This window comes from Streptomyces siamensis, assembly GCF_039543605.1.
Classification (GTDB): domain Bacteria; phylum Actinomycetota; class Actinomycetes; order Streptomycetales; family Streptomycetaceae; genus Streptomyces; species Streptomyces siamensis.
In genome coordinates, this window is record NZ_BAABKB010000019.1 from 66215 (window position 1) to 80784 (window position 14570).

13 protein-coding genes are annotated in these 14570 nt (G+C 72.7%); 12 read left to right on the forward strand and 1 reads right to left on the reverse strand.

The window, feature by feature from the left end:
• The first annotated feature begins 94 nt into the window (after positions 1 to 94).
• Together ABEB03_RS24230 and ABEB03_RS24235 are read left to right on the forward strand one after the other, a co-directional pair.
• On the forward strand, positions 95 to 1036 hold the full coding sequence (locus ABEB03_RS24230) for a 5-dehydro-4-deoxyglucarate dehydratase (RefSeq protein WP_345653174.1): 942 nt from the start codon (positions 95 to 97) through the stop codon (positions 1034 to 1036).
• A complete protein-coding gene (locus tag ABEB03_RS24235; RefSeq protein ID WP_345653177.1) occupies positions 1033 to 2208 on the forward strand; it encodes a hypothetical protein in 1176 nt (391 codons plus the stop codon). The genes ABEB03_RS24230 and ABEB03_RS24235 overlap by 4 nt, the downstream gene beginning before the upstream one ends.
• A gap of 171 nt (positions 2209 to 2379) precedes the next feature.
• On the opposite strand, the gene ABEB03_RS24240 is transcribed toward ABEB03_RS24235, so the two are convergent.
• The gene (locus ABEB03_RS24240) at positions 2380 to 3576 is read right to left on the reverse strand and encodes an MFS transporter (RefSeq protein ID WP_345653180.1); all 1197 of its coding nucleotides are present in this window, start codon (positions 3574 to 3576) and stop codon (positions 2380 to 2382) included.
• A gap of 151 nt (positions 3577 to 3727) precedes the next feature.
• Between ABEB03_RS24240 and ABEB03_RS24245 the strand changes: the two genes are divergently transcribed.
• The 10 genes from ABEB03_RS24245 to ABEB03_RS24290 all read left to right on the forward strand — a co-directional run bounded on the left by ABEB03_RS24245 (position 3728) and on the right by ABEB03_RS24290 (position 14483).
• The gene (locus ABEB03_RS24245; protein ID WP_345653183.1) at positions 3728 to 4315 is read left to right on the forward strand and encodes a TIGR03086 family metal-binding protein; all 588 of its coding nucleotides are present in this window, start codon (positions 3728 to 3730) and stop codon (positions 4313 to 4315) included.
• Between the two features lie 178 nt (positions 4316 to 4493).
• Entirely contained in the window at positions 4494 to 5249 is a 756-nt protein-coding gene (locus tag ABEB03_RS24250; protein WP_345653186.1) for an MBL fold metallo-hydrolase, read from the forward strand.
• A 327-nt stretch (positions 5250 to 5576) separates the two neighbouring features.
• Entirely contained in the window at positions 5577 to 6233 is a 657-nt protein-coding gene (locus ABEB03_RS24255) for a GntR family transcriptional regulator (protein ID WP_345653189.1), read from the forward strand.
• Positions 6230 to 7138 carry a dihydrodipicolinate synthase family protein gene (locus tag ABEB03_RS24260; RefSeq protein WP_345653192.1) on the forward strand — a complete coding sequence of 303 codons (909 nt, stop codon included), beginning with the start codon at positions 6230 to 6232 and terminating at the stop codon, positions 7136 to 7138. Before ABEB03_RS24255 ends, ABEB03_RS24260 begins: the two co-directional genes overlap by 4 nt.
• Positions 7135 to 8856, forward strand: coding sequence for an L-arabinonate dehydratase (gene araD, locus ABEB03_RS24265; protein WP_345653195.1), 1722 nt, complete (start codon positions 7135 to 7137; stop codon positions 8854 to 8856). Before ABEB03_RS24260 ends, araD begins: the two co-directional genes overlap by 4 nt.
• Before the next feature lie 210 nt (positions 8857 to 9066).
• A complete protein-coding gene (locus tag ABEB03_RS24270) occupies positions 9067 to 10002 on the forward strand; it encodes a carbohydrate ABC transporter permease (protein WP_345653198.1) in 936 nt (311 codons plus the stop codon).
• Positions 9999 to 10901 (forward strand): carbohydrate ABC transporter permease, encoded by a 903-nt coding sequence (locus ABEB03_RS24275; RefSeq protein WP_345653201.1) that lies wholly within the window; start codon positions 9999 to 10001, stop codon positions 10899 to 10901. Before ABEB03_RS24270 ends, ABEB03_RS24275 begins: the two co-directional genes overlap by 4 nt.
• A complete protein-coding gene (locus ABEB03_RS24280; RefSeq protein ID WP_345653203.1) occupies positions 10898 to 12094 on the forward strand; it encodes a Gfo/Idh/MocA family protein in 1197 nt (398 codons plus the stop codon). Before ABEB03_RS24275 ends, ABEB03_RS24280 begins: the two co-directional genes overlap by 4 nt.
• Positions 12091 to 12933 (forward strand): DUF6807 domain-containing protein, encoded by an 843-nt coding sequence (locus ABEB03_RS24285; RefSeq protein ID WP_345653205.1) that lies wholly within the window; start codon positions 12091 to 12093, stop codon positions 12931 to 12933. The genes ABEB03_RS24280 and ABEB03_RS24285 overlap by 4 nt, the downstream gene beginning before the upstream one ends.
• Positions 12933 to 14483 (forward strand): glycoside hydrolase family 43 protein, encoded by a 1551-nt coding sequence (locus tag ABEB03_RS24290; RefSeq protein WP_345653208.1) that lies wholly within the window; start codon positions 12933 to 12935, stop codon positions 14481 to 14483. The genes ABEB03_RS24285 and ABEB03_RS24290 overlap by 1 nt, the downstream gene beginning before the upstream one ends.
• Positions 14484 to 14570 lie beyond the last annotated feature (87 nt).

The window sequence follows — 14570 nt, forward strand, 5'->3', positions numbered from 1 at the left end:
CCCGCCCTGAGGTCGCGAATTAGCGTGGGCGCGTTCAGAAATATAGACGTGGATCAGAAACGTGCACCGGTGAGCACCTGTCTAGGGAGAGCCCGTGACCTCAGCCCCTCTCGCCGCTCGACTGAGTATCCCGAGCGGGCCGTTGTTCTTCCCCGTCACCGCGTACGGCCCCGACGGCTCCGTCGACCTCGACGTCTACCGCGAACACGTGCGGCGCGGTGTCGAGGCCGGAGCCGCGGCCGTCTTCGCCTGCTGCGGCACGGGTGAGTTCCACGCGCTCACGCCGGAGGAGTTCGAGGCGTGCGTGCGGGCGGCGGTGGAGGCGGCCGCGGGACGTGTGCCCGTCGTCGCGGGCGCCGGATACGGAACCGCGCTGGCCGTCCGCTACGCGCGGCTGGCGGAGGCCGCCGGGGCCGACGGGCTGCTCGCCATGCCGCCGTACCTCGTCGTGGCCGGCCAGGAGGGACTGCTGCGGCACTATCGGGAGATCGCCGCCGCCACCTCGCTGGACATCGTCGTCTACCAGCGCGACAACGCCGTCTTCACGCCGGAGACCGTGGTCGAACTGGCCCGCACGGACGGCATCATCGGCTTCAAGGACGGGCTGGGCGACCTCGACCTGATGCAGCGCATCGTGAGTGCCGTGCGCAGCGAGGCCCCGGGGGACTTCCTGTACTTCAACGGACTGCCGACGGCGGAGCTGACCGGACTCGCCTACCGGGGCGTGGGCATCACGCTCTACTCGTCCGCGGTGTTCTGCTTCGCCCCCGAGATCGCGCAGGCCTTCCACCACGCGCTGAACACAGGGGACGACGAGACGGTGAACCGGCTGCTCGACGGCTTCTATCGCCCCTTCGTCGACCTGCGGGCCCTGGGCCGCGGCTACGCCGTCGCACTCGTCAAGGCGGGCGTACGGCTGCGGGGCCTGGACGTGGGCGAGGTACGGCCGCCGCTGCACGAACCGGCCGAGGACCACGTCAAGCAGCTGGCACAGCTGATCGAGCGCGGCCACGCGCTGCTGGAGGAGGGCCTGTGAAGACGTCCGCGTTCCTCTACCCGTGGGACGTCAACGGAGACCCGGAGGCCGCCGCGCGCACGGCCGGACTCGGCGTCCGGCAGGTCACGCTCGCCTCCGCCTACCACTCCACGCGGGCCCTGACGCCCCGGCATCCCCGGCACCGCGTCGTCACCGCCTCGCACGCGGCCGTGCTGTACCCGGCGGACGACGCGCGCTGGCAGGGGCGCACCCCGCGGCCGTACGCGGCCGGCGACTGGGCGCCCGGGGACGCGTTCGGGACGGCCGCCGCCGAGCTCGCCGGCGCCGGCCTGGAGGTCCACACCTGGGTGGTCCTCGCACACAACTCCCGTATGGGAGCGGACCATCCCTCGACGTCCGTGGTCAACGCATACGGCGACCGCTATCCCTGGGCGCCGTGCATCGCGCAGCCCGCGACGCGGGCCTACCTCGTCGACCTCGCCGCGGAGGCCGCCGTGCGCCCCGGAGCGCACGGTACGGAGCTGGAGTCGCTCGGCTGGTACGGGTTGGCCCACCTGCACGCGCACGACAAGATCGGCGGGGTGGCGCTCGACGACGCCGGCCAGTACCTGATGTCGCTGTGCTTCTGCCCGGCGTGCCTCGACGGCTACGCCGGACAGGGCCTCGACGCACGACGGCTGCCGACGGCCGTACGGGAGGCGCTGGACGCGGTGTGGCGCGGCGCGCCGTCGGACGGCGGCTGGGCCGGGGTCGAGAAGCTGCTCGGAGCTCAGACGGCGGCGGGCACGCGCGCGTGGCGCGACGCGGTCGCCGGGGAACTCCAGGAGGCGGCGGTCGCGGCGGTGCGGGCCGCGGCGCCGGACGGGTTCCAGGTGTTGTTGCACGCGGACCCGGTGTCCTACCACTGCGGCGCGAACGCCGGTGTCGATCCCGCACGGATCCTGTCCGTGGCGGACGGGGTGGTCGTCCCGTGCACCGGCGGCGCGGGGCTGCTCACCCCCTTCGCCGAGGCCCGCCCGGCCGGCCGGGAGAGCGTGCTGGCCGCCAACTTCACCGTCGTGTCGGGGATGGGCGGACACCCGGGGACGCTCGCCGCGGACGCGGAGCGGGCGGCGGCGCTGGGCGCGACCGAACTCCGCCTCTACCACGCCGGGCTGGCGTCGGACGCGGACCTGGCCGCGGTACGGGAGGCCCTGGCGGGGCTGAGTTAGCGGGCAGCGCCGCAGTGCCGCAGCGGCTCCGGCGTCCGAGGGCGGGCCGGCGCGTCTCAGCCGGTCCGGCGCTCGAGGGCGAGGCCGTTCAGGCCGATGCGAGGGGCCGGGGCGACAACCCCTCCCGGGGAGGCGGGACGGGCAGAGGCGGCGGGGGCGAGCCACCCGGTGCTACCCCGGCACCGGCGCCCCGGACCGCCGCAGCAACGGCCCCACCGTGACCAGACGGGCGACCCCCAGCGTCACCAGCAGCACCCGATGGTCGACCAGTTCGACCAGCCCCGCACCGACGGCCAGCCCCACGGCGTTGGGCGCGTACAGCAGCGTGCCCGCCGTCGCGGTGACACGGCCGAGCAGATGACCGGGCGTCTCCCGCTGGATCGCGGTGTACGCCGCGACCAGGACGCAGGGCAGTCCGACACCGGCGGCGAGGCACGAGCCGAGCACCACGACGTCGGAGTGGACCGCGCGCAGCGCGACCGCGACGGCGGTGAGGGCGATCCCGTACCCGGCGAACCGCCTTTCGCCCAGGCGGCGCAGGAGCGGCCCGGAGGCCAGCCCGACGGCGACGGAACCGACGCCCTGGGCGACGTACAGCACGCCCACGTACGCGGGGGAGTGCCCCAGCCCCTCGGCCACGGCGTAGACCGTCGCGCCGTTCAGGCCCGCGAAGAGCATGGTCGTGCCCCCGGCCACGACCAGGGTCCGCAGATCGCCGTGACGCCACAGGGCACGCGCGCCCGTCGCGGTGCGGGCCCGCCACCCCTCCGTCGTCGCCCTGGGCGGCGGGGTCTCACGGACGCGCAGCAGCGCGAACACGCCCGCCGCCGAGGCGAAGGTCACCGCGTCCAGCAGCGCGACCGGTGCGCCCCCGTACGCCGCGTACAGGCCGGCCCCGGTGAGCGGGGCGACCAGCTTCATGCCCTCGTTGACCGCCATGCGCAGACCGTTGAAGTCGCCGAGGAGCGGGGTGCCGACCGCGGAGGCGAGCAGGGCGGACTCGGCCGCGTCGTGCACGACCCCCGTCGCGCCGTAGACCAGGAGCACCGCGAACAGGACCCACAGGCGGTCCGGCGTGTCCACGGTGAGCAGCAGGGGCAGCAGCGCGGCGAGGGCCAGGTTCGAGGCGATCAGGAGCGGTCTGCGGCGGGTGCGGTCGGCGAGGGTGCCGAGCGCGGGACCGATCAGTGTCGGGGCCCACAGCGTGAAGACGCACAGGGCCGCCAGGCCGTCCGAGCCTGTCAGGTCCTTTACCCAGATGCCGCAGACCAGCCACATCGCCGACGATCCGAAACCGGAGATCAACGCTCCGGTGAGGTACAGCGCCGCGTTGCGGTCGCTCAGCACTCGGGTCACTGTCCATGTCATGGCCGGTGATCGTGGCTCTAAGGCGGCTGCCCGGGGATCGGGCGATCGCCCTAGGGTCCGGCCCGCGCGGGCCGGACCGGCGCGCCGCCGATGAGTTCTGGGCGTGACTGCGGTCCACCCGTCAGTGGACACGAATGCTGAGGAGAAGTGGATGAGCGTCGAGATGTTCGACCTCGGGCCGCAGGCCCTGATCGTGGCGCGGCTCGCGGAGGGCGTGATGGACGGGCAGCTCGACAACGAGACGCCCTGTCCGAGGTACCCGGTGCACACCATGCTGGGACATCTGGCCGGACTGTCCGTGGCCTTCCGCGACGCCGGCCGCAAGGACCTGGGCCCCACGACGGACACCAGCCCCGACACCTCGCTGCCGGACATCGCGGCCGGCTGGCGGGAGACCCTGCCGAAGGCGCTGGACGAGCTCGCCGGGGCCTGGCGGGACCCGGCGGCCTGGGCGGGCGAGACCCGGGCGGGCGGAGTGCCGCTGCCGGGCGCCGTGGCCGCCGCCGTCGTCGCCGACGAACTGGTGGTGCACGGCTGGGACCTCGCCCGCGCCACCGGCCAGGCGTACGAGCCGGACCCCGTCGCCCTCCAGGCGTCGTACGGGTTCCTCGTCGCCGCTGCCGAGGACCCGAGCAGGGGCGGGGGCATCTTCGGCCCCGTGGTGCCGGTGCCCGACGACGCGCCGCTGCTCGACCGGGTGCTCGGGCTGAGCGGCCGCGACCCCGGCTGGAAGGCGTAGCGCGCCCGCGCGGCTCGTCCGCGCCCCCCGGTGGCCGGTGCCCGGTGTCCGGCGTCCGGGGGGACGCCGGGCTGCACCGTCGGCCCCGGCGCGTGCCCGCGAAGGTGCGGCCCCGCGTGCGGCGGTCCCGGTGGAAATGCGCGGGCCCCGCGACGCGGCCCGCGCGTACGCTCCCCGCATGGCCATCGCCCTCACGGTCCTCGGCACCGCCTCTCCGCACCCGCAGCCCGGCCGTCCCTGTTCCGGCCATCTGCTGCGGGGCGGGGGCGCCGAGGTGTGGGTCGACGCGGGGCCCGGGACCTTCGCCGCATTGCAGAGGCACACGGATCCGACGCGGCTGGACGCGATATGGGTCTCGCATCTGCACGCCGATCACTACGCCGACCTGACGGCCGCCCTGTACGGGTTCGCCTACGGCGGGCTCACGCTTCCCGCACCCCTGCCCGTGTACGGGCCGCCGGAGCTCGCACGGCGGCTCGCCGGCTTCTTCGGGCAGCCCGATCCCGGCTTCATGGCCGAGGTGTTCGACTTCAGGCCCCTGTACGACGGTCACGAGGAGCGCGTCGGCGAACTGGTGCTGCGGACCAGGGCCGTCGTGCACGACGTCGAGGCCTACGGGCTGCGGGCCGAGTGCGGCGGCAGCGTCCTCGCCTATTCCGGAGACAGCGGGCCGTGCCCCGCGCTCGACGAACTCGCGTCCGGAGCGGACCTGTTCCTGTGCGAGGCGGACATCGATCGGCATGGCGAATGCGAACGCCCGGTACACCTGACGCCGGAGGACGCCGGCGCGGTCGCCCGGCGGGCCGGGGTCGGTGAGTTGCTCGTCACCCACGTGGGGCCGACGCTGACGCCGCAGACGGCGACCGCGCGCGCCGCGGACGCTTTCGGCGGCCGGACCGCGACGGCCCGCGAGGGCGGCACCCGAGCCTTCTGACCGTACACCGGCCGTTCCGCCTCGAAGGCGCACCCCTGAACACCTCGTGCGCCCGGGCGAGTCCGGCCGGTACCCACCCCTGAACACCTCGTGCGCACGGGCGAGTCCGGCCGGGATGTGCACCCCTGAAGGGCCCGTGCGCCGCGCCCCCGACCCCCGGGCACCGCTCACCGGCCCGCCGGTCACCCCAACTTCTTTTGTCCGAAGCGTTGACGAAACACGGCACCGCTCTTACCTTCATCGCGTCGTACTTCGTACGTCATATATGAGACGCGATACGCGAGATCCGATACACGCGATCCGACACGTGAGATCCGAGAGGCGCGCATGACCTCTGTGCCCACCCCGATCCCGTCCCGCACGCAATTCGTGCTGGAGGGGATCAAACACCGCATTCTCACCGGGCAGTTGACGCCCGGACAGGCCCTGGTCGAGACCGAGCTCGCCGCGCAGTTCGGGGTGTCGAAGACACCGGTGCGCGAGGCGCTCAAGACACTGGCCGGTACCGGTCTTGTCGTGATGAACCAGTACAAGGGCGTCACGGTGCGCATGGTGGATGCGGACATGGCGCGCGAGGTGTACGACGTGCGGCTGCTCCTCGAACCGGAGGCGCTGCGCCGGGCGGTGCGCCGCGGAGCCTCCCTCGACGCCGCACGGGACGCGCTGACCCGCGCCGACGGGGCCGCCGACACCGCCGAACGCTCGCTCGCCAACCGGGAGTTCCACCGCGCCCTGTACGTACCCTGCGGCAATCCGCTGCTCGGCCGGATGCTCGACGAGGTGCGCGACCAGGCAGCCCTGGTCTCCACGGTCGCCTGGGCCGCGAACCCGTCCTGGGAACGCGAGGCCAGCGAACACCGGGAGATCCTGCGGCTCGCCCTCGACGGTGACGCCGACGGCGCGGCCGGGGCGCTGCACGCCCACATCGCGTCGTTCGTGCAACGGGCCTTCCCCCAGGGCCAGGAAGAGGACGGACAGGAATGACAGCGACGTACGAGACCCAGCGGGCGGCGCTCGCCGAGGTCGTGGCGATCCCCGTGACCCCGTTCGCCGAGGACGGCACGATCGACCGCGACACTCACCGGGCCCTGCTGCGCCGGCTGCTCGACGGCGGAGTCAGAACCCTGACACCGAACGGCAACACGGGGGAGTTCTACGCGCTGACGCCCGAGGAGCGGCAACTCGTCACCGAGCTGACCGTCGAGGAGGCGGGGGACCGGGCCGCCGTCCTCGTCGGCGTCGGACACGACGTGCCCACCGCGATCGCCTCGGCGCGGCACGCGCGGGAGCTCGGCGCACAGATGGTGATGGTCCATCAGCCGGTGCACCCGTACGTCTCGGAGGGCGGCTGGGTCGACTACCACCGGGCCATCGCCGAGGCCGTGCCCGAGCTCGGTGTCGTCCCCTACCTCCGCAACCCGCTGCTGGAGGGTGCGCGCCTGGCCGAACTCGCCGACGTCTGCCCGAACGTCGTCGGGGTGAAGTACGCGGTGCCGGACGCGGCGCGCTTCGCCGCCTTCGCACGGGACGCCGGACTCGAACGCTTCGTCTGGGTGGCCGGACTCGCCGAGCCCTATGCGCCCTCGTACTTCTCGGCCGGTGCCACCGGCTTCACCTCGGGGCTCGTCAACGTCGCCCCGGCAGTCTCCCTGAACATGATCGAAGCGCTTCGATCCGGCGACTATCCGGCCGCCATGAAGGTCTGGGAACAGATCCGCCGCTTCGAGGAGCTGCGCGCGGCCAACGGCTCGGCGAACAACGTCACCGTGGTCAAGGAGGCGCTGGCCTCGCTCGGCCTGTGCCGTCGTGACGTCCGCCCGCCGAGCAAGCCGCTGCCCGGACCCGAGCGCGCGGAAGTGGCGGCCATCGCCGCGGGGTGGTCCATATGAAGCGCCCGGAAGACCTCAGAAGCCACCAGTGGTACGGCACGGACGGGCTCCGCTCGTTCAGCCACCGGGCCCGGACGCGACAGCTCGGCTATCTGCCCGAGGAGCACCTCGGCAAGCCCGTCGTCGCCATCCTCAACACCTGGAGCGACATCAACCCCTGCCACGTGCACCTGCGCGACCGCGCGCAGGCCGTGAAGCGCGGAGTGTGGCAGGCAGGCGGGTTCCCGCTCGAATTCCCGGTGTCGACGCTCAGCGAGACCTTCCAGAAGCCGACCCCGATGCTCTACCGCAACATGCTCGCGATGGAGACCGAGGAACTGCTGCGGTCGTACCCGGTCGACGGCGCGGTGCTGATGGGCGGCTGCGACAAGTCGACTCCCGCCCTGCTGATGGGCGCGGCCTCCGTCGACCTGCCGACCGTGTTCGTGCCCGCCGGGCCGATGCTCCCCGGGCACTGGCGCGACGAGGTCCTCGGCTCCGGCACGGACATGTGGAAGTACTGGGACGACAAGCGCGCCGGGCTCATCGGGGACTGTGAGATGAGCGAACTGGAGAGCGGGCTCGCCAGGTCGCCGGGGCACTGCATGACGATGGGGACGGCGTCCACGCTCACCGCTGCCGCCGAGGCCCTCGGCGTCACCGTGCCCGGCGCGTCGAGCATCCCCGCCGTCGACTCCGGACACGACCGGATGGCCGCCGCGTCCGGGCTCAGGATCGTCGAACTCGTCCGCAAGGACCGCAAGTTGTCCGACATCTTGACCGCCGACGCCTTCGCGGACGCGGTGACCTGCGTCCTCGGCCTCGGCGGTTCCACCAACGCCGTGATCCATCTGATCGCCATGGCCGGTCGGGCCGGCGTTCCCCTCACCCTCGACGACTTCGACCGCATCGCGCGGACCGTGCCGGTGCTCGCCGACGTCCGGCCCGGCGGACAGAAGTACCTGATGGAGGACTTCCACTTCGCCGGTGGCCTGCCCGGGTTCCTGTCGCGGATCACCGACCTGCTGCACCTCGACCGGCCGACCGTGTCGTACGACAGCATGCGCGAACAGCTCGACGGGGCACGCGTGCACAACGACGACGTCATCCGCACCCGCGACAACCCGGTCGCTCCGGAGGGCGGGGTCGCCGTGCTGCGCGGCAACCTCTGCCCCGACGGCGCCGTCATCAAGCACATCGCCGCCGAACCGCACCTGCTCAAGCACACCGGTCCCGCGGTCGTGTTCGACGACTACCGGACCATGCAGCGCACCATCAACGACCCCGGGCTCGGCATCACGGCCGACAGCGTGCTGGTGCTGCGCAACGCCGGCCCCAAGGGCGGCCCCGGCATGCCCGAGTACGGGATGCTGCCCATCCCCGACCACCTGCTGAAGCAGGGCGTCCGGGACATGGTGCGGATCTCCGACGCCCGGATGAGCGGCACCAGTTACGGCGCGTGCGTGCTGCACGTGGCGCCCGAGTCGTACGTCGGCGGGCCGCTCGCCCTGGTGCGCAGCGGGGACACGATCACCCTCGACGTCGAGGCCCGCACCCTTCGGCTCCACGTGGACGACGAGGAGCTGGAGAACCGCAGGGCGCGGTGGACGCCGCCGCCCGCCCGGTACGAGCGCGGCTACGGCGCGCTCTACAACGAGCAGATCACGCAGGCCGACACCGGCTGCGACTTCGAGTTCCTGGCCAGGCCGGGGAAGGTGCCGGACCCGTACGCCGGGTGACCCCGATCGGGGGCGGGGATGCCCGCCCCGCACCCGGGGACCCCGATCCGCACCCGGGGTCCCCGGACCGCACGTCCGCACGGCCGACATCCCGAACGAGATCCGCGAAGCGCTTCAACCAGATGCATTTAGCAAGCGCTTCCTGCACAGTCCGTGAACGAACGGTCGCACCCACCGAACAGACCCACCGCAAGCGAACGGAGAACAGTCATGGCCCAAGCCGCAGCCGTGGCGAAACCGCCCGCGCCGGCCCGGCGACGCCGTGCCTCCGCGACGCCACGCAGGCTCCCGTATCTGCTGATCGCCCCGGCGGCGCTGCTGATGCTGGGCTTCATCGCCTACCCCGTCATCAGCGTCTTCTACTACAGCCTGCAGAACTACAACCCCACCAAGCCCTGGCGCAACGGCTACGCGGGCTTCGACAACTTCGTGCACGCCTTCACCGACGACCCGCAGTTCTGGGACACGCTGACCTTCAGCGCCAAGTGGGTCGTCGTCGAGGTGGGCCTCCAGCTGCTGTTCGGTCTGGCGCTCGCGCTGATCGTCAACCAGACCTTCGTGGGACGGGCGGTCGGCCGCGCGCTGGTCTTCTCGCCGTGGGCCGTCTCGGGCGTGCTGACCTCCGCGATCTGGGTGCTGCTCTACAACTCCCAGACGGGCATCACCCGTTACCTCGCCGACGCGGGCATCGGACAGTACGGCACCAGCTGGCTCTCCGACACCTCCACCGTGTTCCCGGCCGCGGTGGTCGCCGATCTGTGGCGCGGCGTGCCGTTCTTCGCGATCCTCATCCTCGCCGACCTCCAGTCCGTCTCCAAGGATCTGTACGAGGCGGCCGAGGTCGACGGCGCGAGCCGGGTCCGGCAGTTCCTGCACATCACACTGCCGCACCTCAAGGACGCCATCGTCCTGTCCACACTGCTGCGCGTGGTGTGGGAGTTCAACAATGTCGACCTGCTCTACACGCTGACCGGCGGAGGCCCCGCGGGCGAGACGACGACACTGCCGCTCTACATCGCGAACACCAGTGTCGACGCCCACAACTTCGGCTACGCGTCGGCCCTGACCACGGTCGCGTTCGTGATTCTGCTCTTCTGCTCGATCGTCTACCTGCGGCTGAGCAAGTTCGGAGGCGGGGACAAGTGATCACCAAGGACGCCGGGACGATCGCTCCGGCCGCACCCGCACCGGCGGCCGAGGAACCCCGGCCGACCGTCGCGAAGAACAGGCGGGCCTGGGACGAGGTGCCCCGCTGGCAGATCTACCTCCCGCTGTCGGTCTACCTGCTCTTCACCCTGGTCCCCTTCTACTGGATCCTGCTGTTCGCGCTCCGCCCGGCCGGCTCCACCTCGCTCGTGCCGTGGCCCATGACCTTCGACCACTTCGACAAGGTGTGGACCGAGCGCAGCTTCGGGACCTACTTCCAGAACAGCGTGCTCATCGCGCTCGCCACCCTGGTGCTGACCACCGTCGTCGCCCTCGCCGGCGGCTACGCCCTCGCCCGCTTCGACTTCAGGATCAAGCGCGGCTTCATGCTGGCGCTGCTGTGCTCCCAGTTCGTGCCGGGGGCGCTGCTCCTCGTGCCGCTCTTCCAGATCTTCGCCAAGCTCCAGATGATCAACTCGCTGGGCAGTGTCATCATCGCCGAGACGGTCTTCCAGCTGCCGCTGTCGATGATCCTCATCAGCGGGTTCATCAGGAACGTGCCGTACTCCCTGGAGGAGGCCGCCTGGGTCGACGGCTGCGACCGCTTCAAGGCCTTCCGGATCGTCGTGCTCCCGCTGCTGCGGCCCGGCCTGATCGCGGTCGGCTCCTTCGCCTTCGTGCACGCCTGGAACCACTTCCTGTTCGCCCTGATGTTCCTCAGCGACCAGGGCAAGCAGACCATCCCGGTCGGCCTCAACACCCTGATGAGCTCGGACAGTGTCGACCTCGGCGCGCTCGCCGCCGGCGGAATCATCGCCGCCGTCCCCGTCGTCATCGTCTTCGCGTTCATCCAGAAGTGGCTGATCACGGGATTCAGCGCCGGGGCGGTGAAGGGATGAGCCACCAGCCTTCGGCGTCCGCCGCCGGCGGGCCGACGAGCCCGCCCGCCCGGGACCTGCCGCTGCCCGTCGTCCTCGCGGGCGCCCGCGGCCACGGCGACTGGCACCTGCGCAACATCCGCCGCCTCCAGGACAAGGGCCTCGTACGGCTCGCCGGGATCTGCGAGCTGACCCCGCTCACGGACGCGGAGCTGGACGGCCGCCAGGTCCAGCAGTCCGCCGACTTCGGCGCCCTCCTCGACTCCACCCGCGCGGCGATCGCCGTGATCTGCACCCCCATCCCCACCCACACCGACCTGGCGCTGACCGCCGCCGGCAAGGGCGTGCACCTGCTGCTGGAGAAGCCGCCCGCCCCCTCGTACGCGGACTTCCGCAGGATGGCCGACGGGGTCGCAGCGGCCGGCGTCGCCTGCCAGATCGGCTTCCAGTCGCTCGGCTCGCACGCCGTGCCCGCCGTCCGGGAACTGATCGCCGAGGGTGCGATCGGCCGGGTGCTCGGGATCGGCGGGGCCGGAGCGTGGGCACGGGACGAGGCGTACTACCGGCGTGCGCCGTGGGCGGGCAAGCGCCGCCTGAACGGCGTGGACGTCGTCGACGGCGTGCTGACGAACCCCCTCGCCCACGCCGTCGCCACGGCGCTCGCCCTGGACGGTGCCACCCGCGCCGAGGACGTCGCCGGGATCGAGACCGAGTTGCTGCGCGCCAACGACATCGAGTCCGACGACACCTCGTGCGTGCGCGTCACCACGGCCGGCGGCCGGATCACCGTGGCCGCGACCCTGTGCGCCGAACGCCCCGACGAGCCGTACGTCGTGGTGCACGGCAGCGCCGGGCGGATCACCTTCTGGTACAAGCAGGACCGCGTTCTCGTGCAGCGCTCCGGGCACGGTCCCGAGGAGACCGACTTCGGCCGGACCGACCTGCTGGAGAACCTGGTCGCCCATCTGACGGACGGCACGGACCTGCTGGTCACACCCGAGTCGACGGGCGCCTTCATGAAGGTCGTTGAAGCGATTCGACAGGCGCCCGATCCCCGCGCCCTGCCCGCGGACAGCTGGACCCGGGTGCCCGGCGAGAACCGCCGGGTCGTGCGCGGCGTCGACGGCCTGGTCGCGGCTGCCGCCGACACCCTCGCCCTCTACTCCGAGCTGGGCGCCGTCTGGGCGCCGCCGAAGGAGGTGAGCGCCGGATGAACGAGGAGTCGCTGGTCCTGCGCGTGGCGGGCCGCCCCGTCGGCCGCTATCTCACCCGGCCCGCACTGCCGGCCCGGCTGTCGCCGCGCCCCTACCTGCACCCCGTGACCACGCTGGCGGGCACCGCCGTCACCGAGCTGAGCCCCGCCGACCACGTACACCACCTCGGCGTCGGTGTGGCCGTACCCGACGTCGAGGGGCACAACTTCTGGGGCGGGCGCACCTATGTCCGCGACGAGGGCCCCACCGAACTCGACAACCACGGCGCCCAGCGGCACACCGCCTTCCAGCTGCGCGACCCCGACGGCTTCGTGGAGGAGCTGCGCTGGGTGGCCGCGGGCGGCGAACTGCTGCGCGAGCGGCGCACGGTGGCGACCACCGCGCTGACCGGGTCCGCCTGGGCGCTGGACTTCACCTTCTCGCTGACGAACACCACCCGCGGCACGCTGTCCATCGGCAGCCCGGCCACCAACGGGCGGCCCGGCGCGGCCTACGGAGGCTTCTTCTGGCGCGCCCGCAAGGAGGCCGAGGCACCACGGGTGTTCACCGCCGACGCCGAGGACGTGACCGCGGTGCACGGCCGGCGCGCCGACTGGCTCGCCCTCGCGGGCGCCACCTGGACGCTCGTCTTCGCCGGCGCCACCGCGGCGACGCGCCACGACCCGTGGTTCGTGCGCACCGCCGAGTACCCGGGGGTGGGTTCCTCGCTCGCCCACGAGGAGCGGCTGCCCGTCGCCGCCGGCGGCACCGTCGTGCGGCGGATCGTCACCGTCGTCGCCGACGGCCGGCTCGACCGGGCCGAGGCCGCCGCGCTCGTCCGCAAGGCGGTGAGTCCCTGATGGCCCTGCCCTCCGCCGACCTCGGCGACGGGACCTACCGCAACCCCGTCCTGGACGCCGACTGGTCCGACCCCGACATCCTGCGGGTCGGCGGCGACTTCTACCTCACCGCCTCCAGCTTCGGCCGTGCTCCCGGGCTGCCGCTGCTGCACTCCCGCGACCTGGTCAACTGGACGCTCGTCGGACACGCCCTGCCCCGCCTGGAGCCCGCGGCGGGCTTTCGCACCCCCCGGCACGACTGCGGGGTGTGGGCCCCGTCGCTGCGGCACCACGACGACCGCTTCTGGATCTTCTGGGGTGACCCCGATCACGGTGTCTTCCAGGTCAACGCCCCCGAGATCCGGGGTCCTTGGACCCGTCCGCACCTGGTCAAGGAGGGCAAGGGGCTCATCGACGCCTGTCCGCTGTGGGACGAGGAGACCGGCCAGGCCTATCTCGTGCACGCGTGGGCCAAGTCCCGTTCGGGCATCAGGAACAGGCTCACGGGTCACCGTATGCGCCCCGACGGCACGGGCCTGCTCGACGAGGGGAAGGTCGTCGTCGACGCGGACCGGATCCCCGGCTGGTTCACCCTCGAAGGCCCGAAGCTCTACCGGCACGACGGCTGGTTCTGGATCTTCGCGCCCGCCGGGGGAGTGGAGACCGGCTGGCAGGGCGTCTTCCGCTCACGCGGCTTCTTCGGGCCGTACGAGGAGCGAGTCGTCCTGGAGCAGGGCGACACCGACGTCAACGGCCCGCACCAGGGCGGCTGGGTGCGCACCGGCGGTGGCGAGGACTGGTTCGTGCACTTCCAGCAGCGCGGCCCCTACGGGCGGGTCGTCCACCTCCAGCCGATGCGCTGGGAGGAGGACGGCACCCCGGCCGGCGGAGCCTGGCCGGTGATCGGCGACAGGGGAGCGCCGGTCGAGGTGCACCGGAAGCCCGCTCTGCCGCCGCAGCCGCCGTCCGCGCCCGCCACGGACGACGACTTCCCCGGGGGCCGCTTCGGGCGCCAGTGGCAGTGGACGGCCAACCCGCAGGACGGCTGGGCCACCCAGCACTCCGGGGACGGGCTGCGGCTGAGCTGTGTGCGCACGGCCGACGCGCACGACCTGCGCCGACTGCCGCACGTGCTCACCCAGCGGCTGCCCGGCGGCGCCACCTGCGTCGAGGTCGGGCTGCGGCTCGACAGCGAGGAGCCGGGCGCCCGGGCCGGACTCGCCGTGCTCGGGGACGCGTTCGGCTGGATCGGGCTCCAGCGGGAGGCCGACGGATCGGTGCGGCTCGTGCACCGGTTCGCCGAGTCGGCCGCCGAGTACGAGCGCGACGCCGCGCACTCCCGGGCGGCACCCGACGGGCGGGCCCGGCTGTGGATCGAGATCGGCGCGGGCGCGCGCTGCCGCTTCTCGTACGACGTGGGCGACGGCCGGGAGTCCTCGGGACAGGTCTTCGCCGCCACACCCTGGCGCTGGGTCGGGGCCCTGCTCGGGCTCTTCGCGCTCGCCCCGGCGGGCGCGGGTCATGCCGGCGCCGCCACGTTCACGCAGTTCCGCGTCACCGAGGCCCCCTGAGGGCCGCGCCCGACGCACGCACACCGGTGCGGCGACACCGCAGTCGCCGCACACCCACAGGACCCCACAACCCCGTTGAATCCAGAA